Annotated in this window: 20 protein-coding genes and 3 pseudogenes; 22 read left to right on the forward strand and 1 reads right to left on the reverse strand. The window is 32.1% G+C overall.

What is annotated here, in order from left to right:
- Positions 1–480 precede the first annotated feature (480 nt).
- Entirely contained in the window at positions 481–1578 is a 1098-nt protein-coding gene (gene ychF, locus Q428_RS07570) for a redox-regulated ATPase YchF (RefSeq protein ID WP_035379703.1), read from the reverse strand.
- Positions 1579–1724: 146 nt separating this feature from the next.
- Here ychF and Q428_RS07575 point away from each other — a divergent pair, with 146 nt between their 5' ends.
- The 22 genes and pseudogenes from Q428_RS07575 to nrdR all read left to right on the forward strand — a co-directional run bounded on the left by Q428_RS07575 (position 1725) and on the right by nrdR (position 21511).
- Positions 1725–1922 (forward strand): hypothetical protein, encoded by a 198-nt coding sequence (locus Q428_RS07575; RefSeq protein ID WP_035379705.1) that lies wholly within the window; start codon positions 1725–1727, stop codon positions 1920–1922.
- Between the two features lie 223 nt (positions 1923–2145).
- Complete coding sequence (locus tag Q428_RS14860; RefSeq protein ID WP_084478204.1) at positions 2146–2283, forward strand: aspartyl-phosphate phosphatase Spo0E family protein; 138 nt, start codon at positions 2146–2148, stop codon at positions 2281–2283.
- 160 nt (positions 2284–2443) lie between these two features.
- Positions 2444–2872, forward strand: a complete 429-nt coding sequence (gene mraZ / locus Q428_RS07580) for a division/cell wall cluster transcriptional repressor MraZ (protein WP_035379764.1) — start codon at positions 2444–2446, stop codon at positions 2870–2872.
- Between the two features lie 18 nt (positions 2873–2890).
- Positions 2891–3822: pseudogene (gene rsmH / locus Q428_RS07585) on the forward strand (16S rRNA (cytosine(1402)-N(4))-methyltransferase RsmH).
- Positions 3823–3849: 27 nt separating this feature from the next.
- Entirely contained in the window at positions 3850–4326 is a 477-nt protein-coding gene (locus tag Q428_RS07590; RefSeq protein WP_035379707.1) for a hypothetical protein, read from the forward strand.
- Positions 4327–4339: 13 nt separating this feature from the next.
- Positions 4340–6502, forward strand: coding sequence for a stage V sporulation protein D (locus Q428_RS07595; protein WP_242847799.1), 2163 nt, complete (start codon positions 4340–4342; stop codon positions 6500–6502).
- A gap of 63 nt (positions 6503–6565) precedes the next feature.
- Positions 6566–8013, forward strand: a pseudogene (locus Q428_RS07600) (UDP-N-acetylmuramoyl-L-alanyl-D-glutamate--2,6-diaminopimelate ligase).
- Positions 8010–9377, forward strand: coding sequence for a UDP-N-acetylmuramoyl-tripeptide--D-alanyl-D-alanine ligase (locus Q428_RS07605; protein WP_035379711.1), 1368 nt, complete (start codon positions 8010–8012; stop codon positions 9375–9377). Before Q428_RS07600 ends, Q428_RS07605 begins: the two are co-directional and overlap by 4 nt.
- A complete protein-coding gene (mraY, locus tag Q428_RS07610; RefSeq protein WP_035379713.1) occupies positions 9378–10337 on the forward strand; it encodes a phospho-N-acetylmuramoyl-pentapeptide-transferase in 960 nt (319 codons plus the stop codon).
- Between the two features lie 10 nt (positions 10338–10347).
- Entirely contained in the window at positions 10348–11457 is a 1110-nt protein-coding gene (gene ftsW / locus Q428_RS07615) for a putative lipid II flippase FtsW (protein ID WP_035379715.1), read from the forward strand.
- A 1-nt stretch (position 11458) separates the two neighbouring features.
- On the forward strand, positions 11459–12553 hold the full coding sequence (gene murG, locus Q428_RS07620) for an undecaprenyldiphospho-muramoylpentapeptide beta-N-acetylglucosaminyltransferase (RefSeq protein WP_035379717.1): 1095 nt from the start codon (positions 11459–11461) through the stop codon (positions 12551–12553).
- Between the two features lie 90 nt (positions 12554–12643).
- Entirely contained in the window at positions 12644–13408 is a 765-nt protein-coding gene (locus Q428_RS07625; protein WP_161633606.1) for a cell division protein FtsQ/DivIB, read from the forward strand.
- A complete protein-coding gene (locus tag Q428_RS07630; protein ID WP_035379721.1) occupies positions 13405–14106 on the forward strand; it encodes a DUF881 domain-containing protein in 702 nt (233 codons plus the stop codon). The genes Q428_RS07625 and Q428_RS07630 overlap by 4 nt, the downstream gene beginning before the upstream one ends.
- 4 nt (positions 14107–14110) lie before the next feature.
- A complete protein-coding gene (locus Q428_RS07635) occupies positions 14111–14467 on the forward strand; it encodes a small basic family protein (RefSeq protein ID WP_035379723.1) in 357 nt (118 codons plus the stop codon).
- A gap of 2 nt (positions 14468–14469) precedes the next feature.
- Complete coding sequence (locus Q428_RS07640) at positions 14470–15189, forward strand: DUF881 domain-containing protein (RefSeq protein ID WP_051515042.1); 720 nt, start codon at positions 14470–14472, stop codon at positions 15187–15189.
- A gap of 244 nt (positions 15190–15433) precedes the next feature.
- Positions 15434–16693 carry a cell division protein FtsA gene (ftsA, locus tag Q428_RS07645; RefSeq protein ID WP_035379725.1) on the forward strand — a complete coding sequence of 420 codons (1260 nt, stop codon included), beginning with the start codon at positions 15434–15436 and terminating at the stop codon, positions 16691–16693.
- A gap of 20 nt (positions 16694–16713) precedes the next feature.
- Positions 16714–17795 (forward strand): annotated as a pseudogene (gene ftsZ, locus Q428_RS07650) (cell division protein FtsZ).
- Between the two features lie 171 nt (positions 17796–17966).
- Positions 17967–18860, forward strand: a complete 894-nt coding sequence (gene spoIIGA, locus Q428_RS07655; protein WP_035379728.1) for a sigma-E processing peptidase SpoIIGA — start codon at positions 17967–17969, stop codon at positions 18858–18860.
- Between the two features lie 21 nt (positions 18861–18881).
- Complete coding sequence (gene sigE, locus Q428_RS07660) at positions 18882–19598, forward strand: RNA polymerase sporulation sigma factor SigE (RefSeq protein ID WP_051515045.1); 717 nt, start codon at positions 18882–18884, stop codon at positions 19596–19598.
- A 165-nt stretch (positions 19599–19763) separates the two neighbouring features.
- On the forward strand, positions 19764–20537 hold the full coding sequence (gene sigG / locus Q428_RS07665; protein WP_035379730.1) for an RNA polymerase sporulation sigma factor SigG: 774 nt from the start codon (positions 19764–19766) through the stop codon (positions 20535–20537).
- Between the two features lie 83 nt (positions 20538–20620).
- Positions 20621–20938, forward strand: a complete 318-nt coding sequence (locus Q428_RS07670) for a YlmC/YmxH family sporulation protein (protein WP_035379731.1) — start codon at positions 20621–20623, stop codon at positions 20936–20938.
- Positions 20939–21055: 117 nt separating this feature from the next.
- Positions 21056–21511, forward strand: a complete 456-nt coding sequence (nrdR, locus tag Q428_RS07675; RefSeq protein ID WP_035379733.1) for a transcriptional regulator NrdR — start codon at positions 21056–21058, stop codon at positions 21509–21511.
- The last annotated feature ends 10 nt before the right edge of the window (positions 21512–21521 follow it).

Below are 21521 nucleotides of genomic sequence, written 5' to 3' on the forward strand. Positions count from 1 at the left end.
ATAGGAAAGACCCACTTAGTTTGAATCTATATACTTACTGTCACAATGAACCGATTAAACAATATGGGACAGATAAGTGTTGTTCAGAACCAATGAATAACATCTCCCTTCAAAGGAAATACTATTTTCAGAGTAAACTTTGAAGGGAGATGTTATTTATGCCAAGAATCGCACGTCAGAAAAAAGAAGATGCCATTTTCCATGTAATGGCAAGGAGTATAAGTGAAGTTGATTTGTTTTAGGTTTATTTGTTTATGATAAAAGTTGGACAAGCATATGAAGAATTAAGAAAACAATAAAAAAGGATAGTTATATTAAATAAAAAACAAATTTCATTTTATTTAGAAAAGACATTTATGTACAAATCAGATTCGGTTAAATATAAAAAATGAATAGGACAGTAAGTATATGTCCCTTAAAGCATGTCCCTTTTACTTTAAAAAACAGGAGGATATAACTTATCCTCCTGTTAATTTTACATTAAACATTAAATCTAAAGAAAACAACATCTCCATCTTGCATTATATAATCTTTACCTTCAAGTCTATATAATCCCTTTTCTTTAGCAGCAGCTTCTGAACCACACTTAACTAGAACATCGAAGGATATTACTTCAGCACGAATGAAGCCTCTTTCAATATCAGAATGAATTTTTCCCCCAGCTTGAGGAGCTTTAGTACCTATTTTAATCGTCCAAGCTCTAACTTCCTTTGGTCCTGCAGTCAAGAAACTCATAAGACCAAGAAGTTTATAACTTGCCTTAATAAGTCTGTTAAGTCCTGATTCTTCAAGACCGTAATCTTCAAGAAATGCTTGTTTTTCATCATCCTCTAAGGCTGATATTTCTTCTTCAATCTTGGCGCAGATTGGAATAACCTGAGATTCTTCTGAGGAAGCAAATTCAATTACTTTATTTAAATAAATATTGTTTTCATATCCGTTTACTATATCATCTTCAGATAAATTTGCAGCATATATTACTGGTTTTGAAGTTAGTAAGAACAATTGTTTTAAAATGTCCCTTTCATCATCAGTCATTTCAAGAGTTCTGGCAGGTTTACTATTTTCAAGATGAGCCTTTAATTTTTCCATAAAAACCATTTCCTGATTAGCATTCTTATCACCAGAACGTGCAGCTTTTTTTGTTCGTTCCATTCTTCTCTCTAGGGTTTCTATATCTGAGAAAATCAGTTCTAAATTTATAGTTTCAATATCTCTTATTGGGTCAACTGATCCATCAACATGTACTATATTAGAATCTTCGAAACATCTAACTACATGAACAATAGCTTCTACTTCTCTTATATGTGACAAAAATTTATTTCCAAGTCCTTCACCTTTGCTGGCACCTCTGACAAGACCTGCAATATCATAAAATTCAATAACTGCAGGTATTATTTTTTCTGAGTTATATATTTCTTTTAATTTTTCTAATCTATGATCTGGTACCGCTACAACACCAACATTTGGTTCTATAGTACAGAACGGATAGTTTGCAGATTCTGCACCGGCTTGAGTTATTGCATTAAACAATGTGCTTTTACCCACATTTGGTAATCCTACTATACCTAATTTCATGTGCTATCTTCCTTTCCTGTAAATATCAAATCAATTATAAACTATTGTTGGATTGGCTGCAAGTTTCGATATAATTTAGTTTAATGTAAAGAAAATCTAGTCATACATGATGAAAATAGGGGAAAAATATATTTGGAGGTGTTTTTATGCATAACAAAACGATGGTTGGAGAAATCATTAATTACGTGGACAACAATAGATTTACAAATGAGAGTGCCTTGATATGTAATAAAATATTGGGAAATACAGATAGAATAGATGATGAAGTAGTAAATGAGTTGCATGCTAGATTAGGAAGAGCTAAGATTGATGTTATTCAATCCTGTTATAAACTAATAAAATAAAAACTCAAGTTCGTTATATAAATAATATTTTATGTGTTTTTCAAGTTATTCAGGCTATAAGGACAATGTAGAATTAAAACAAAGAATAATTAAAAATGTAGTCGAAATTTGATAATTAAAGAATAAAAAATATATATAATGTAAATATTGACATATATTAACAATGGATGTAAAATAAAGATACTCCACTTTCCACCACAAATTTCTATTTGTAGGTGATATTATGTTACTAAAAGACGAAATAGATATGATAAGAGATAAATTATACGAAATTCTCCGAAACGGAAGTCGAGAGGAGATTATATCCATAAGTCAGGAGCTAGATGAATTGCTTGTAAAGTTTTATCGAGAGAGCATATAGAATTTTTAATTTTATTAAAAATCATATTAAAACAAAGTCAGAAATTTTAAAAAAATTTCTGACTTTTATTTTTTAGTAGCAGGAATTTTAAATTTCATATAGAATATTAGTTGTAGTGGTGGAAAGTGGAGTAAAGTGGAGTAAGGTTGTGGTGCAAGAAATGTTTATTGGAGAATATCAGCATGCTCTTGATTCAAAAAACAGAATAATAGTACCAGCTAAATTCAGAGAACAACTGAATTCTGTTTTTGTTATGACAAAAGGTTTAGATGGATGTCTATATGCTTTTCCAATGGATGAATGGAGAAGACTTGAGGAAAAGCTTAAAACACTTCCTTTAACAAACAAGGATGCCAGAGCTTTTGTCAGATTCTTTTTTTCTGGAGCTGCTGAAATTGAAATCGATAAACAAGGAAGGGCATTGTTACCACAAAACCTTATTGAATATGCACAAATACAAAAGGACATAGTAAGTATAGGAGTTTCAACAAGGATTGAAATCTGGAGTAAAGATAAATGGCAGGAATATAATGACCAGAATATTGATTATAATGAGATAGCTGAAAAAATGTCAGAGTTAGGTATATAGTAGTAGAGGGTGAAGATTATGGAATTTAAACATGTATCAGTTTTATTAGAAGAATGTATCAATGGACTTGAAATAAAGACGAATGGAATTTACGTTGATGGGACAATGGGAGGAGCAGGACACTCAATTGAAATAGCAAAAAGACTGGGTGAAGGTGGAAGACTGATCGGAATTGACCAGGATTTAAATGCAATCAATGCGTCTAAAGAAAGACTCCAGGAGTTCAATAATGTAACTTTTGTAAGGAATAATTTTTCCAATATCAAAGATATATTAAGTGAACTTAAAATTGATGGGGTAGATGGAATACTTCTAGATTTAGGAGTTTCATCTCATCAGCTGGATGTGCCAGAAAGAGGATTCAGTTACATGCACGATGCACCTTTAGATATGAGGATGAATAGGGATAGTTCTTTTTCAGCATGGGATGTAGTAAATGGATATAGCAAATTAGAGTTAGAACGCATTATAAGGGAATATGGAGAGGAAAAATGGGCATCTAGAATTGCGGAATTCATAGTTGCAGAAAGAAGTAAAAGTAATATAAATACAACCTATGAGCTGGTTAATATTATTAAGGCTGCTATTCCTGCTTCTGCAAGAAGAGAGGGACCACATCCGGCAAAAAGAACCTTTCAGGCTATAAGGATTGAAGTAAACAGGGAAATTGAACTTTTAGAAAAAGCGGTAAATGATTGTTTGGATAAACTGAATAAAGGAGGCAGATTGTGCATAATTACATTTCATTCTCTGGAAGATAGAATTGTAAAAAATGTATATAAACAAAGGGAAAACCCTTGTACTTGTCCTCCAAGTTTCCTGTGTGTGTGTGTAACAAAAAAGGTGATATTAAGATAATAACTAAAAAACCTATTGCTCCTTCAAAGGAAGAGCTGGATTATAATCCCCGTTCAAGAAGTGCAAAACTTAGAATAGCTGAAAAAATATAGTTCTAATATGGGGTGGAGGTGAATAAATTGGTAATGGCAAAAAATCAAAGAAGTAGAAATACATATATGTATGGTAATGTTGCTTATGATGTTAAACCAAGAGTTAAAAAACCTACTAAAAAAAGGGTTATAATAACTAAAAAGAAAAAAAATAGTCTAGCTAAAAAATTGAAATTAATGTCAGCTGTTGGGATACTTTTTATTGTAAGCTTTATAACGTTATGTAGATTTGCTACAATTGTTAATCTTTCCAATGAAATTAGAAAAGTTAGAGCGGAAGTAGTTTCTTTGCAGAAAGATAATGAAAACATAAGAGTTGAAATTGCAAAGAAAGATAATATAAAACAAATTGAAATGCTGGCAACTAAAAAATACGGTATGGTCGCAGTTGAAAGTGAAAATACTGTTTTTATGAAGGTTGAACCTTTAACAGCAGTTTCAAATACAAATCAAAAGGAAACAGCTTTTCATATGATCCAGCGTGTATTAGGACTAATTTATTAGGAGGGATATATTATTGAGCTCCAATCAGAAAACGAATATGCTTGTTAAAAAGAGAGTTGTCTATATGTTGTTAATCATACTAGCAGTACAGTTTGTTATAATGCTTAGATATGCATGGGTTCAGATAGTATGGTCTCCACAACTTCAAAAATGGGCTGTGGAACAATGGACAAACGATACAAAAATTGATGCAAAAAGGGGAAAAATTTTAGATAGAAATGGTTCTCCATTAGCAGTTAGTGGTAATGTTGAAAGAGTAGATGCCTTTATGAAGGATATTAATGAGGCAGTTAAAAATAAAAAAATAACAAAGGAAGAAATTGCAGAGAAACTTTCTCCTATAATTGGTATGACAAAGGAAGCTATTCTTAAAAAACTAAACAAAAGGCTTCCAAATGGACTTCCATTGTCCAGTGTAACGATAATAAGAAGAATAGAGAAGGAACAGGGGAATAAGATAAGAGAGCTTAAATTGCCAGGGATAGTAATAACAGAAGATACAAAGAGATACTATCCCAACGGCAATTTTTTGGCGCATGTTCTTGGAAATACAAACATAGATGGTGATGGAAGAGCTGGAATAGAATTGCAATATAATGAAGAGTTAAAGGGAACACCAGGAAGATTTATGGGTGAGACTGATGCGTACCATAGAGAAATGCCATATTCTATGGCAAACTATGTTGCTCCAAAGAATGGTAATGACATTGTACTGACAATTGACCAATCAATTCAATATTTTGTTGAGAAACAATTAGAAAGGGGATTGGTGGAATATAAAGCCAAGCAGATATCTGCAATAGTTATGGACCCTAAAACAGGCGAAATATTAGCAATGGCAAATAAACCTGATTATGATCCTAATAATCCAGTTACTGGTGATGTATCTGAATCAATAAAAAAATGGAGAAACAGAGCTGTTAATGATGTTTTTGAACCGGGATCAGTTTTGAAGGTAATAACTGCTGCGGCGGCAATAGAAGAAAATATTGTTAGCGATGAAGATAGATTTGTATGTCATGGTTCTAAAAAAGTCGCAGATAGAATAATACATTGTTGGAAAAGAACAGGACATGGAACACAAAATTTTGCCCAGATACTCCAAAATTCATGTAATGTTGGTTTTATGGAATTGGGTGAGAGATTAGGTAAGGAAAAGCTTTATAAATACTGGAATTTATTTGGTTTTGGTAAGAAAACAAATATAGATTTTCCAGGGGAAGAAAATGGTATTATAAGACCTATTGAAAGAGTAAATAAGGTTGAACTTGTAAATCAGGCCTTTGGACAGGGGATTTCGGTAACGATGATACAATATCTTACAGCACTGGCGGCTGTAGCAAATGATGGAAAAATGATGCAGCCACATTTGCTGAAGCAGGTATTATATACAGACGAAAATGGCAATACTTCAATAGTAAAGGAGTATAAACCCAAAGTATTAAAGCAGGTTATGTCTGCTGAGTCTGCAAGAAAGTTAAGAGCTATATTAGAAACCGTTGTTTCAGTAGGCGCCGGAAAAAAAGCATATTTAGAAGGATATCATGTTGGTGGTAAAACGGGGACAGCTCAAAAAGTTATAAATGGTGTATATGCTAATGGCAAGTATATTTCATCATTTGCATCAATGGCTCCATGTAGCAATCCAGAATTTGTGATAATATTGTCTATTGATGAGCCTGATCCATCAAACTATTATTCAGGAAGTACTGCAGCACCACTCACAAAACAAATAATAGAGGATATTTTCAGATATAGAAATATTCCTCCTGATGCTACAGCAAATAAAGAAGCTGTAAGAGAGGTTGTTATTCCTGAGATAAGAGGTTTAACTGTTGAAGAAGCAAACAAAATTCTTAGAAATAACAAACTTAATTTTGAAACTCAGGGAAACGGTAGTATAATATATGATGTGAGTCCAACACCTGGTGTTACAGTTAGAGAAAATACTAAGATTACACTTTATCTTGGTATGGATAAAAATAAAAATGAAAAGGTTGCAGTGCCTAATTTTACAGGTATGACAAAGAAGGAGATAAATGAACTTGCTAAGTCATTAGGAATAAAAGTGTCATACTTAGGAGATGGTATTGGGGTATCTCAGAGTTTGCAGCCAGGAACTGAAATTGACAAATCAACGGAAATTGAAATAATTTTAGAGCAACCAGAAGATTGATATTAGCACAATATGACCGCTTGATGGTCGTATTGTGCTATAAAATATTAAGGAGGGTTATTGTTGAAGATTTTAGATTTATTAAAAAATGTCAATTACAAAAAAATAGAAGGAAAAGATAGAGAAATAAAGAATTTGCATTATAATCATCAAGAGGTAACTAAAGATAGCATGTTTTTTTGTATACAAGGATCTAAAACTGATGGACATAGTTTTGCTCAGAGTGCAGTAGATAATGGTGCAACAGCTTTAATTGTAAGCAAAGAAGTTGAGGTTAAGGGAGATGTAACAAAAATATATGTTGATGATACAAGGGAAGCTATGGCGTTAATTTCTGCAAATTATTTTAATAATCCTACAAATAAATTAGATATTATTGGAATTACAGGTACAAACGGAAAGACTACTTCAACATTTATGATGAAATCAATTCTAGATAAAGCTAAGTTTAACACAGGTTTAATAGGAACAATCTACAATATTTATGGAGATACAATTGAAGAGTCAAAAAGAACAACCCCTGAATCCATGGATTTGCAGAAAATTTTTCAAAAATGAATGACAACAGTTTAAACTATTGTGTTATGGAAGTTTCATCCCATTCCCTTGAATTAAAAAGGACATTTGGGTTGAGCTTTAAGGTGGGCATTTTTACAAACCTTACTCAAGATCATTTGGATTTCCATAAGAACATGGAGAATTATTTTAAGGCTAAATTGAAGATTTTTGACAAGTGTGAATATGGAGTCATAAACGTAGATGATGAATACGGAAAAAAAGCTTTGAAATTGGTAAGCAATAAAATATTGACATTTGGAATAGAAAATGCAGCTGATGTTATGGCAAAAAACATTTCAATAAATGAAAGCGGGACGAATTTTATTTTATGCTATAATGGTATAGAGAAAGAAATAAATATTCATCTTCCAGGAAAATTCAATGTGTATAATGCTTTAGGATGTGCAGCCGCAGGTATAGCTTTGGGGCTTTCTTTTGATGTTATAAAAGACGGATTAGAGTCTTTAGCAAATGTTCCAGGAAGAAGTGAAAAAATACTTTCTAAGAGAGGGTATACAGTTGTAATAGATTATGCTCATACACCTGATGGCATCATAAATATACTGAAATCTGCAAGAGAATATACAAGAGGCAGGCTTGTAATTGTCTTTGGTTGCGGGGGAGACAGAGATAAAACAAAACGACCAATAATGGGTGAAGCCGCTGGTGAGCTTGCTGATTTTTGTGTTGTTACATCTGACAACCCAAGAAGTGAAGATCCACATGGAATAATTAAGGATATACTACCAGGAGTAGAAAAAACTAAGTGTCCATATATTGTAATAGAGGATAGAAAACAAGCAATAAAATATGCTATGGATAATGGAAATAAAGGAGATGTTATTGTAATAGCTGGAAAAGGACATGAAACATATCAGATTTTAAAAGATAAAACTATACATTTTGATGAAAGAGAAATTGTTAACGACTTTCTTAAGGAGGAACTACAATGATAGCAATGCATTTTCAAGAAATAGTCCAATGTCTTGAACACTGTACCTGTGATTTCAAGGAGGACTTTTTGATAAAGGGTATTTCTACTGACAGCAGAAATATTAAGGATGGAGATTTATTTATTGCGCTTATAGGGCAAAAATTTGATGGTCATGAATTTGTGCAATCATGTTACGAAAGAGGTGCAGCAGCTGTTTTAGTTTCAAAAAAAGTAGATGTAGATTGCCCACAAATAATAGTTAATGATACTTTAGCTGCATTAAGGGAAATAGCAAGATATTATAGAGATAAATTTAAAACACCTATAATAGCTGTGACAGGCAGCACAGGAAAGACCAGCACGAAAGAAATGATAGCTTCGGTGCTGAAAGAGAAATTTAATGTCCATAAAACAAAGCAAAATTTTAATAATGAAATTGGCTTGCCACTTACTTTGTTTGAGTTAGAAAAGGAGCATGAGATTTCTGTCCTTGAAATGGGTATGAATAATTTAGGTGAGATAGAAAGGTTAGCCTACATTGCCAGACCAACAATTGGTGTTATAACAAATATAGGTACTGCTCATATAGAAAATTTAGGAAGCAGAGAAAATATAATGAAAGCTAAAATGGAAATAACATCATTTTTCGATAATAAAAATACACTAATAGTAAATGGAGATGATGAGTATTTATCAACTTTAGAGAATCTTCCATTTAAATTAATAAAAGTTTCTACAAAGGGCAGAGGAGATTATAATGCAGTAGACATTGTGAATTTAGGTGAAAATGGAGTTGAATTTAAGTGTAACTATAAAGGAAAAATCCATGATTTTAGAATAATTGTTCCAGGAATTCATAATGTATATAATGCTCTTGTTGCAATTGCAATAGCTGATATTTATAATTTAACAGTGGATGAAGTTATAAATGGCATTATCAATTTTAAACCAGGAAAGCTAAGGATGGATATTATTAATTTAGAGAATGGAATAAAAATAATTAACGACTGCTACAATGCTAATCTGGATTCCATGAAAGCAGCTCTTGATGTTCTTGGAGACTACAAAAATAACAGAAGAATTGCTGTCCTTGGAGATATGTTTGAACTTGGAAGTTTTTCTGAAAAGGCACATAAAGAAGTTGGAAGTTACGCAAAGGATAAATGCGATTTACTTATTGCGGTTGGTAATGATGCAAGGTTTATATTTGAAGAATCAAATAAAAGTATAACAAGTATTTATTTTAAAACTAAAGAGGAAGCATGCCGATTTTTAAATACTGAGATTAAAGATAAAGATGTAATATTAATAAAGGCTTCAAGGGGCATGAAGATGGAATACATTACTAACTGCATTACTGAAGGTAGGAAGAGGGGTATTTAAATGCAAATAACAATATATTCAACAATTATATCATTTTTAATAGTGTTATTAATTGGGCCAGTAATTATACCTGCATTAAAAAGGTTTAAGTTCGGTCAAAGCATAAGGGAGGATGGACCACAGAGTCATCTTAAAAAAACAGGAACACCAACAATGGGTGGAGTAATGTTTATTATAAGCATAATTATCACAACTTTCATTATAACATCAAAAATAACATCATCATTGTGGATTGCTTTGATTACAACAGCCGGTTACGGACTTATAGGGCTTTTAGATGATAGCTTAAAAATCAAAAGAAAGAGGAATTTAGGGCTAAGAGCATATCAAAAGCTGATTGGCCAAATATCTTTTGCCCTAATTTTAGCTTATTTTGCCTATACCAACGATAAAATCGGCAGTATGGTCCACATACCATTTACCGATAAAATGTTAGATCTTGGTATTTGGTATATTCCCTTTATGGTATTTGTTATAGTTGGTGTTACAAATGCGGTCAATCTTACTGATGGACTTGATGGATTGGCTTCAGGGGTTACCTTGATTGTCTGTGTATTCTTTGCAGTAGTAGCCTATGGCTTAGGAGCAACGGATCTGTCATTATTTTGTGGAGCCTTAGTAGGAGGACTTTTAGGATTTTTAAAGTACAACTCCTACCCTGCACAGGTTTTTATGGGTGATACAGGCTCATTAGCACTTGGTGGTGCAATTTCAGCACTTGCAGTCTTATTGAAAATGCCATTTATATTGATTATTGTTGGCGCAATTTATGTAGCGGAAACTTTATCAGTTATTATCCAAGTAGTTTCATTTAAATTAACTGGTAAAAGAGTATTTAAAATGGCACCTTTGCATCATCATTTTGAGCAGGAAGGCTGGCATGAAACTAAGATTGTTGCGTGGTTTTCTATTTTTACAGCTATATTTTGTTTAATAGGTTTTTTAGCTATTAGTTTCTAGGGGGGCTATTATGTCAAAAAAAAGAGGTCCTATTGATTTCCCTTTGTTTATTACTATATTAATATTGCTCAGTATTGGAGTAGTAATGGTTTTCAGTGCAAGTATGGTTGAAGATTATAAAATATATAATGACACTTATTATCATTTAAAGAAACAAATACTATGGGCTTTTCTTGGAATTTTTGCTATGATGTTTATGGCAAATTTCGATTATCGAAAACTCAGAAATAAAAAGATTTTAGTGTTTGGAATGCTGATAACAATTGCGTTGTTGATAATAGTATTATTTATGCCAGCAAGAAAAGGTGCAACCAGATGGATAGGAATTGGTGGTGCCAGTATACAACCATCTGAATTAGCAAAAATGATGCTAATTATTTATCTATCTGACAATATTGTCAGAAAAGGTGAAAAAATCAAGAGTTTTACAAAGGGTGTTCTGCCAGTATTAATAATTGCTTCTTTTTTCGCCTTATTAATAATACTGGAACCTAATATGAGTACAACAGTTATAATTATGGCTGTTGCCTTTAGTCTTTTATTTGTTGGAGGAGCTAAAATTCAGCAGTTAGCAGGGATTGTGTTATTAGGAGTTGCGGTAGCTGCTGTAGGAATTATCATTGAACCTTATAGAATGAGAAGATTAACGGGTTTTATAGACCCTTTTAAGGATCCTTTAGATACAGGATATCAAGCGATACAATCTCTGTATGCTTTAGGGTCAGGTGGACTTTTTGGAATGGGATTAGGTCAGTCAAGACAGAAATGGCATTATATTCCTGAAGCGCAGAACGATTTTATTTTTTCAATTATTTGTGAAGAACTTGGCTATATAGGTGCATTATTTGTTATAATATTATTTGTAGTATTGGTATGGAGAGGACTAAAAATTGCAGTAACAAGCCGGGATAAGTTTGGAACATTAGTTGCTGCAGGAATAACGAGTCTGATGGCAGTTCAATCCAGTATAAATTTTTTAGTAGTGGCTTCTTTTATGCCTGTAACTGGAGTTCCTTTACCTTTAATAAGTTATGGAGGTTCCTCACTTGTTTTTACGATGGCTTTGCTTGGTATATTGCTGAATATATCACGCTATACGGTGAAGAATGGAGTTGAATAATATGAAAGTTATTATATCTGGAGGTGGAACTGGGGGACATATATACCCAGGAGTTGCGATTGCAAAAAAAATAAAAGAGAAAGAACCAAAAGCGGAAATACTTTTTATAGGGAGCCACAAGGGGCTTGAGAAAAAACTTGTGCCTAAAGAAGGATTTAACATTAAATTAATTACCGTTGAAGGATTGAATAAAAAATTCTCTATTGAAACTTTTTCTTCCATTGGGAAGGCATTTAAAGGATATTTTCAGGCCAGTAAAATAATAAAGGATTTTAAACCTGATGTAGTTATTGGTACTGGGGGTTATGTTTGTGGACCTGTGGTCTTAACGGCGGCTTTTAAAGGAATACCTACAATAATACATGAGCAGAATGCAATACCAGGTATGACAAATAAAATTTTATCTAGATTTGTCACAAAAATAGCTATAAGCTTTAAGGCATCAGAAAAGTATTTTCCTAAAAGCAAGACTGTTTTTACTGGTAATCCAGTAAGAAATAATATTTTAAAAGTAAATAAGGACAAAGCTAGAGAATTTTGGGGATTCGATAAAAACAAACCACTTCTTCTTGTGGTTGGCGGTAGTCGTGGAGCAAAAAATATAAACAATGCTGTTGTTGATATAATACCTACTTTAAATAATAGGGGAATACAGCTATTATTCATTACCGGTGAAAATCAATATGATGAAGTTATTGAAAAACTTAAAGATAAAAATATTGAATTAAAGTCTTTAAAGGGTATAAAGATTATGCCATATGTATTTAATATGCAGGACGCTTTAGGGGCATGTGACTTAATAGTCAGCAGAGCAGGGGCTACGATATTATCAGAAATAACTGCCATAGGTTTGCCTGCAATATTAATACCTTCACCATATGTTGCAAATAATCATCAGGAATTTAATGCACTGGCTCTGGAAGAGAACGGTGCAGCGATAATTATAAAGGAAACACAGCTTAAAGAGGATATTTTTAGTGAACAAATATTGAACATTATAAATAATCATGAAACATTATTAAAAATGTCTGTAAATTCAAAGAGACTAGCTGTATTAGACGCAGCTGACAAGATATTTGAAATGATTCAGAAGTAATTTAATCTGCATTTTGAATTTAAAATATTCCCCTTGAAATGTTTTATAATCAGGGGGATAAATTTATTAAAAGGGTAAGAGGTTATGCCAATGACAAAGGATAAATTGGAAACAAAAATAACTAGAAGAAAATCATCTTTTCGATTTAGTTTAATAATAATTTTTTTGGGAATATTAGCAGTAATATTTTTAAAGACAAGTTTTTTTGAAATTAAAAATGTAGAGGTAAAAAACAATTACATTGTATCTAAGGACGAAATTGTTACCTTAGCAAATGTCAGAGGAGAAAATATTTTTTTGATTAACAAAAAGAAGATTACGGAAAATATAGCCAATAACCCTTATGTTAAAGAAGTTAAAATACAAAGGAGTCTCCCTGATGAGGTAATAATAGATATTAAAGAGAAAGATATAAAAGGTCTTATAAAATTAAAAAACAGTTTTATAAACGTAGATGGGGAAGGAAACATGATTCAGATTGTTAATCAGTTTCCTAATTGTAAGCTACCTTTGATAGAAGGTGTAAAGCTGGAGGAATATGAACCTAATAAAAGTATCATAGGTCGGGATGAAAACAAACTTAAGGCGTTAAAAAGTGTATTAACATTAACTGATTATAAGGAATACAAGAAATTAATATACAGCATAAATATTTCAGATCCTTTTAATATAAAACTTACAACAATAAATAAAATGGAAATATATATCGGAGACTGGAACAATATGCAGTATAAATTAGAACTAGCATATTATGCTATGAAAAATCCTGCTTTAAATGGGAAAACAGGGGTACTTGAGGTTATGGCTGAGGATGGTACTGTCATTTTTAAAACCAAGGAGGTGAAAAATAAATGAAACGAAAATACTCTCAATTATCGTTAGGAATTGTTTGTGTAATTTTAGGATTAATGATTTCTATACAATTTAAATCAAATAGCAATAACCAGAATTTGTTAACCAATAAAAAAATCATGGATATTTCTCAGCAGCTTGATGATTTGAAAACACAAAAGGATAATTTAGAAAAAAAAGTTCAGGAATATCAAAAAATTGTTGATGACTATGAAAAGGCAGTTACAGCTGGAGATAATGTAGCAAAGCAGATGAAAGATGAATTAGATAGGGTACGAAAACTAGCGGGTTTAACTGATGTGGAAGGTAGAGGAATTCAAATTGAGATAACACCTGCGGTAGGGAAAATGGGAGAAGGATATCCATTGGATTATTGTTTGATAGAAATTGTAAATAGCCTGAATTCAGCGGGGGCTGAAGCTATATCGATAAATGATGAAAGATATGTAAGCAGAACACAAATTGTAACTGCTGGTGTGGCTATTAAAATAAATGATACAAAGTTTGACCCTACTGAAAAATTTGTTGTAAAGGCTATAGGAAACCCTTCAATTTTAGAGGGAGCTTTTAAAATCCCTGAAAGCATAGTTGAAATAATGGAACAACAGGGAGATGAAGTAAAATTTAAGCAGATGGAGAATGTTAAAATATTAAAATATAATAAAGTTCCCAGCTATGAATATGTAAAGGAAGGAAGGTGATATTATGATTCCATTTATAGGACTTTTAATTGGTATAATTTTAGGTATTTTTTTAAAAATAGATATCCCTGCTTCATATACAACATATTTTCCAGTTGCAATATTAGCTGCACTTGATTCAGTATTTGGTGGTGTTAGAGCTGGTATAGAAAATAAGTTTGACACTGAAATATTTATTTCTGGTTTTTTTAGTAACATAATTATTGCAGCTGGTTTAACATATCTTGGTGATAGACTGGGAGTACCAATGTATCTTGCAGCTGTTTTAGTCTTCGGCAGCAGATTATTTAATAACTTTGCAATTATAAGAAGACTTTTAATCGAAAAAGGCAGGAGAAAGGTTAAACAAAGGGAGGAATAAAAATGAAATTTGATGAAGGAAAGGTTCTCCTTTTGTTATCAGGAATATTAACCGGTGTAGTAATAACATCATTTATTTTTAGTACATCCTTTAAACAGACAAAATTCATAACTTATAATGAATACAAAAACATGAACAATGAAGTTAATTCTTTGAAATTAGAAATTAAGGGTCTTACAAATGATTATGAAATATTAACGAAAAAATTAAGGAAATATCAAAGGTCAGATAATAAGGATAAAAGTATCAACGATACGATAAAAAAAGAATTAGATGAGGTAAAGCTATTTTATGGACTAACACCTGTAAAAGGCCCTGGAATAATAGTAATTATTGATGATAGGCATTTTTCCTTAGGAGATAATGATGAGGATTTATTGATGAGAATAACCCATAATTATGATTTATTAAGTATGGTAAATGAGTTAAGGAATGCAGGAGCTGAAGCTATTGCAATTAATGGGGAGAGGATAACTGCAAATACAGCAATTACCTGTGAAGGACCAATTACAATGATTAATAATAGGTATGTTGTACCACCTTTTGAAATAACTGCAATTGGAAATCCAGATGCATTTGAGTATTCCCTGTCTGTAAATGAAAGTTATTATAACTATCTGAAAGATATGCGCAGGCTTAAAATAAGCTTTAAGAAGATGGATAAAGTTATAATACCAGAAGCTTATGTTGGCACCAGTTATAAAGATGAAAGGCTAAAGTAGTTTTGTTAGGTCATGTTTGAAATAAGTATGTAAGATATTTATTTTAAACAAGACCTTTTTCTTGCAAAAAGCATTACTTATAAAAATAGATAAAAATGGAAATAAAAATATTTTCAGTAGTTGTAAAGTTCTTTATATTAAAATACGACAAATTTATTAAATAAAGTTATTATTTTAAGAGGGAAAATGAAATTTACGTTGAATATAAATAGTGATGATGATTTTTAGGGAGGTTATTAAGTAAATGAGCAATATAGTTGTTTCATTAGATATCGGCTCTTCAAAAGTTTGCGTATTAATTGCTGAATTAAACAAAAAGCAGTTTAATATATTAGGTGTTGGAACCTCCGAATGTAAAGGTGTAAAAAAGGGTATTATTGTTGATATTGATTCGACTGTTGATGCAATTAAAAACGCTGTAAAGCAGGCAGAACAGATGTCAAACAGAGAGATAAAATCCGTATACGTTAACATTTGTGGAGGATATGCAAATCTTTATAGGAATAAGGGTGTAATTGCAGTAACAAGGGAAGATAGAGAAATTACTGCTGAGGATGTTAAGAGAGTTATGCAGGCAGCTAAAGTTGTGGCGGTTCCTGCGGATAAGGAGATTATAGATATTATACCTGAACAATTTATAGTTGATGGATACGAAGAGATAAGGGATCCTATTGGTATGGTTGGGGTAAGGTTAGAAGTGGATGCTAATCTAGTTGTTGCTTCTTGCACATCAGTTCAAAATATCAGAAGGAGCATTCAAAAAGCTGGTTTGACATTAGATGGAATAGTTCTTGAACCACTTGGTACGGCAGCTGCTATATTAAATGAAGATGAAATGGAACTTGGAGTTGCACTAGTAGATGTTGGAGCAGAAACTACAGATATTTCTGTATTTAAAAAAGGATCACTGGTTTTTACAAAGGTCATTCCTGTTGGAGGAAATCATATAACTAATGACATTTCAATTATAAGTAAGATATCATCTTCAGATGCAGAAAAAATTAAAAAACAATATGGAGTTGCATCTGTTAAACTAGTAAAGAATGATGATATAATAAAAATAAACAACATTGCTGGCAAAGGTGAGAAAGAAATTCACTTATCTGATGTTGCTCAGATAATGGATGCCAGAATTTCTGAGATATTATTTTTAATTAGAAAGCAGCTTGAAGAAAACAATATGTTAGCTTCATTATCGGCAGGAGTTGTAATAACTGGTGGGGGCTTGTTTAATATTAAGGGTATACAAGACGTAGCTCAATCCTATTTTGATGTTCCAGTTAGACTGGGTTATCCTAATTATATAGGTGTTGCTAATCCAACTTATGCTGCTGCTACTGGAATTGCAATATATTCTTTGAAACAGAAAAGGACAAGCTCTATTTCAAGTAAAAGTGTGAATGTTTCAGATGAGGCTGCGGTAGAAATTGATGATGAATATAGCCTTGAAGCAAAACCGGGCATAATAGAAAAAATTAAAGAATTTTTTGCAGACTTTTTTTAAAATGTGGAGGAGGTAGTACTGTGCTAGATTTTGAATTTGATATTGACCAAAATGCGCAAATAAAAGTTGTAGGTGTTGGCGGTGGAGGAAACAATGCCGTAAATAGAATGATAGATTCAGGCCTTAGGGGTGTTGAGTTTATTTCTGTTAATACTGATAAACAGGCACTTTATTTGTCAAAGGCGGGACAAAAAATTCAGTTAGGAGATAAGTTAACAAGAGGACTTGGCGCTGGTGCAAACCCTGAGATTGGTGAGAAAGCTGCTGAAGAGAGCAGGGAAGAAATAGTACAAGCCTAAAGGGAGCTGATCTGGTTTTTATAACAGCTGGAATGGGTGGTGGAACTGGAACAGGAGCTGCTCCAGTTGTTGCACAGGTTGCTAAGGAATTAGGAATTTTAACGGTAGGAGTAGTAACTAAACCATTCTTATTCGAAGGTAGAAAAAGAATGGTACATGCTGAGCAGGGAATAGCAAAGTTAAAGGAAAGGGTAGATACATTAGTAACTATACCAAATGATAGACTGCTTCAGGTTGTAGATAAAAAGACTCCAATTACTGAAGCTTTCAGGGTAGCTGATGATGTTTTAAGACAAGGGGTTCAGGGTATTTCAGACCTTATTACCATTCCAGGACTTATAAATCTTGATTTTGCTGACGTTAAAACTATTATGCTTGATACTGGACTTGCACATATGGGTATTGGAAGGGCTTCAGGTGAAAATAGAGCTATTGAAGCGGCTAAACAGGCAATATCAAGTCCACTTCTTGAAACCACAATAAATGGAGCAACTGGTGTGTTATTAAATATAACAGGTGGAATGAACTTGACTCTATTTGAGGTAAACGAAGCTGCTGATCAGGTTAAACAAGCAGCAGATCCAGATGCAAATATTATTTTTGGAGCAGTAATAAACGAAGACCTAGGGGATGACATTGTAATAACAGTTATTGCTACGGGGTTTGACAAAGCGGAGGAAAAGGTTGTTAAGAATGAGGCACCAGAGGAAGAACCTATTGTTGCAAAGCCAGCGGATATGGATGTTGATATGGGTAATTTAGATATTCCACCATTCTTTAGAAATCAAAGACCAAGAAGATAAATCTGTTTATGTTTATGAAAGAGGGTTTTAACCCTCTTTTTTGTATTCAAAATGAAATATTATGGAAAAATATGAAAAATAATTTTCAAAAAGATTGGTTATAAAATGACAAATTTTACATATAAATGGATTTATAATAGTAATAAAGAAGATGTCCACGGAGGTGGGCTCATGATAGATGTTATATATGTAGATGTTTTGTTATTGGAAAATTTCCTTATGAATTTTTTACTTTTGTATATTGTAGGGAGATATTCTAAGATTAAAATAAAAACCTTAAGAATTACAGCTGCAGCTCTTTTTGGAGGGATGTATGTAATAGTTCTTTTTCTACCAGAATTTACTGCAATGTACTCTGTTCCAATGAGAATAGCTATATCAATAATAATGGTAACTATTGCTTTTATGCCGTATAAAATAAAAGAGTTTATAAAACTTTGGATATTATTCTTTTTGACAAGTTTTATTGTAGGGGGCTGTATCTTTGCAGTATTATTTTTAACTCAAAAGGATGTAGTTTTAATTTCAGGGGCAATAGTAGTACCATCAAAATTTATTATCATCGGCATAATTATAGCAATTTTCTTCGTGAAAATAGGTTTTGATTATTTTGAAACTTATTATTTAACTGAGAAAAACAAAATTGAAATGGAAATACATCTCAGCAATAAATCATGTAAAATAACAGCTTTGATTGATACAGGGAATTCCCTGAGAGACCCAATTACTAATGAACCTGTTATAGTAGTTTATATGAAACCAATTTTTCAAATATTACCTGATGAACTCCTGGCAGAAATAATCAATGAACAGAATAACGATGTTATTATGAAAAAAATTATGGATTCATCTTTAAAAACAAGAATAAGATTAATTCCATATAAGGCTTTAGGGGTGGAAAACGGACTTCTTACAGGAATCAGAGTAGATAAGGTTGCCATAAGGTATAAATCTCATTATGCAGTACTAAAAGGGACGCTAATTGCTTTATATACACAGCCTATCTCAAGGGAAGGAAGTTATCAGGCTTTAGCTTATCCAGAATTATTAAAAGGGGGAGTTTGATTGTTTGGGTTGGGTAAAAATATTAAGAAGCTCGTTTCTAAAATTAAAAACCTGTTATCTTATATACAGTGGAGGATTTTTAAGACAAACGATATTTTTTATATTGGGGGCAGCGAAGCTTTACCACCACCTTTAAGCGTGGAAGAGGAGAAAAATTTAGTTGATCAGCTGAGAAACGGTAATGAAGAAGTTAGAACTATCCTAATTGAAAGAAATCTCAGACTTGTTGTGTATATTGCGAGAAAATTTGAAAACACTGGAATAAGCATTGAAGATTTGATTTCAATTGGAACAATAGGACTTATAAAGGCAGTTAATACCTTCGATCCTGAAAAGAAAATTAAATTAGCCACATATGCTTCACGTTGTATTGAAAATGAAATTTTAATGTATTTGAGAAGAAACAGTAAAGTGAGAGCAGAAATATCCTTTGATGAGCCTTTAAACGTTGATTGGGATGGAAACGAGCTGCTTCTTTCTGATATATTAGGAACTGATAACGATTTAATATATCATCATATAGAGGATGAGGTTGAAAGGGAATTATTAAGAAATGCAATGGGACATTTAAATAAGAGAGAGAAACAAATAATGGAGCTTAGATTTGGTTTGTGTGGTGATGGAGAGAAAACCCAGAAGGAGGTTGCAGATATATTAGGAATTTCTCAATCCTATATATCCAGGTTAGAAAAGAGAATAATTAAAAGATTAAGGCGTGATATAAACAGGATGATTTAAATAATTAAAAAATTTAATTTTTATCTTTTACTTTAAGGCACAAAGGTGGGCTTTTTAATCCAAGTATGTTATATTAATGTAAAACATATTTTGGTAACAAATGAATAAAAAAAACACCCCTCGGAAATAATTTTAATACAACTATTCTGAAGGGGATGAATTGACATGATATCAAATAAAGTAGAAATTTGTGGAGTAAATACAGCAAAACTTCCAGTTTTGAAAAACGAAGAAATGCGAGAACTTATTGTCCAGATGAGGAACGGAGATAATTCAGCACGGGAAAAGTTTATAAAGGGCAATTTAAGACTGGTTTTAAGTGTAATTCAAAGATTTAATAATAGAGGAGAGAATGTCGATGACTTATTTCAGGTAGGGTGTATTGGATTGATTAAAGCTATAGATAATTTTGATTTAAATCAGAATGTGAGATTTTCTACATATGCGGTTCCAATGGTAATTGGAGAGATAAGACGTTATCTAAGAGACAACAATTCAATAAGAGTAAGCAGATCCCTTAGGGATATAGCCTATAAAGCCCTTCAGGTTAGAGATAAATTGATCAGTAAAAACAATAAAGAACCTACAATTTCAGATATAGCAAAAGAATTGAAAATACCAAGAGAAGATGTTGTTTTTGCTCTGGATGCTATTCAGGATCCCATTTCACTCTTTGAACCAATATACCATGACGGCGGAGATGCTATATTTGTTATGGATCAAATTAGTGATAATAAAAATTTAGATGATAGTTGGATAGAAAATATTTCTATAAAACAGGCACTTCATAAGCTAAACAAAAGAGAAAAATTGATTTTAACCTTAAGGTTTTTTGAAGGCAAAACTCAGATGGAAGTTGCAGATGAGATAGGAATATCTCAGGCTCAGGTATCAAGACTTGAAAAAACTGCCCTCAGTCATATGAGAAAATATATATAGATATTATCAATACAGAATAACGGCATTGAGCCGTTATTTTTTTTATTTTTTGCATATATATATGTTGATGGGGAGGGAGAAAAATGAGAGAAAAAAAGCAAAATAACGATATTTTGACATTGGGGCAGATACGTCAGATGGAGGTTATAGATATTGCTGAAGGAAAAAGACTTGGATTTATATCAGATTTGGTATTTGATGAAGATATAACAAAAATTGAGGAGATAATAATTCCGCCAGAGAGTGGGTTTTTATCATTGTTTAAAAGAAAAGATGAAATACATATAAAATGGAATCAAATTAAGGTCATTGGTGTTGACATAATATTGGTTGATACTGGAAAGCAAAAATCAAATGAAGAACTAATAAATGATGAAGAGAATGAAGGAGAAATTTATTGATAATGGAACATGAAAATTATAAATGATTAATTGGAGAGATTTTTATAATGGACAAAACTATATATAGTCTATATAATAAAATGCGGTACTAAATATAGTGAGTTGAGGTGTTCTTTAATGAAATGTCCATTTTGTGGTTATATGGAAACTAAGGTGTTGGATTCAAGACCAACAGAAGATAATACTTCCATAAGAAGAAGGAGAGAATGTCTAAGCTGTCAGAAAAGATTTACAACATATGAAAATGTTGAAGATATACCTGTGTATGTAATAAAAAAAGATGGTACTAGAGAGCCGTTTAATAAAAGAAAAATTTTAAATGGAATTTTGAAGTCCTGTGAAAAAAGGGCAATATCTTTGGTTGAAATTGAAGCCTTAGTTGATAATATAGAAAAACATATATACAATACAATGGAACAAGAGATAGAAAGTAGTCTGATTGGAGAATTGGTAATGCAAAGGCTGAAGGAATTGGACGATGTGGCTTACGTTAGATTTGCCTCTGTATACAGGCAATTTAAAGATATAAATACTTTTATGAATGAGTTAACAAAGTTACTTAAGGAAAAATAAAGGAGTGTTT

The organism is Fervidicella metallireducens AeB (assembly GCF_000601455.1).
GTDB classification, from domain to species: Bacteria; Bacillota; Clostridia; order Clostridiales; family Caloramatoraceae; genus Fervidicella; species Fervidicella metallireducens.

Coding starts and splice junctions, on each gene's coding strand:
- ychF (WP_035379703.1), bottom strand. CDS start 1,578: ATGAAATTAGGTATAGTAGGATTACCAAATGTGGGTAAAAGCACATTG.
- Q428_RS07575 (WP_035379705.1), top strand. CDS start 1,725: ATGCATAACAAAACGATGGTTGGAGAAATCATTAATTACGTGGACAAC.
- Q428_RS14860 (WP_084478204.1), top strand. CDS start 2,146: ATGTTACTAAAAGACGAAATAGATATGATAAGAGATAAATTATACGAA.
- mraZ (WP_035379764.1), top strand. CDS start 2,444: ATGTTTATTGGAGAATATCAGCATGCTCTTGATTCAAAAAACAGAATA.
- Q428_RS07605 (WP_035379711.1), top strand. CDS start 8,010: ATGATAGCAATGCATTTTCAAGAAATAGTCCAATGTCTTGAACACTGT.
- mraY (WP_035379713.1), top strand. CDS start 9,378: ATGCAAATAACAATATATTCAACAATTATATCATTTTTAATAGTGTTA.
- ftsW (WP_035379715.1), top strand. CDS start 10,348: ATGTCAAAAAAAAGAGGTCCTATTGATTTCCCTTTGTTTATTACTATA.
- murG (WP_035379717.1), top strand. CDS start 11,459: ATGAAAGTTATTATATCTGGAGGTGGAACTGGGGGACATATATACCCA.
- Q428_RS07625 (WP_161633606.1), top strand. CDS start 12,644: ATGACAAAGGATAAATTGGAAACAAAAATAACTAGAAGAAAATCATCT.
- Q428_RS07630 (WP_035379721.1), top strand. CDS start 13,405: ATGAAACGAAAATACTCTCAATTATCGTTAGGAATTGTTTGTGTAATT.
- Q428_RS07635 (WP_035379723.1), top strand. CDS start 14,111: ATGATTCCATTTATAGGACTTTTAATTGGTATAATTTTAGGTATTTTT.
- Q428_RS07640 (WP_051515042.1), top strand. CDS start 14,470: ATGAAATTTGATGAAGGAAAGGTTCTCCTTTTGTTATCAGGAATATTA.
- ftsA (WP_035379725.1), top strand. CDS start 15,434: ATGAGCAATATAGTTGTTTCATTAGATATCGGCTCTTCAAAAGTTTGC.
- spoIIGA (WP_035379728.1), top strand. CDS start 17,967: ATGATAGATGTTATATATGTAGATGTTTTGTTATTGGAAAATTTCCTT.
- sigG (WP_035379730.1), top strand. CDS start 19,764: ATGATATCAAATAAAGTAGAAATTTGTGGAGTAAATACAGCAAAACTT.
- Q428_RS07670 (WP_035379731.1), top strand. CDS start 20,621: ATGAGAGAAAAAAAGCAAAATAACGATATTTTGACATTGGGGCAGATA.
- nrdR (WP_035379733.1), top strand. CDS start 21,056: ATGAAATGTCCATTTTGTGGTTATATGGAAACTAAGGTGTTGGATTCA.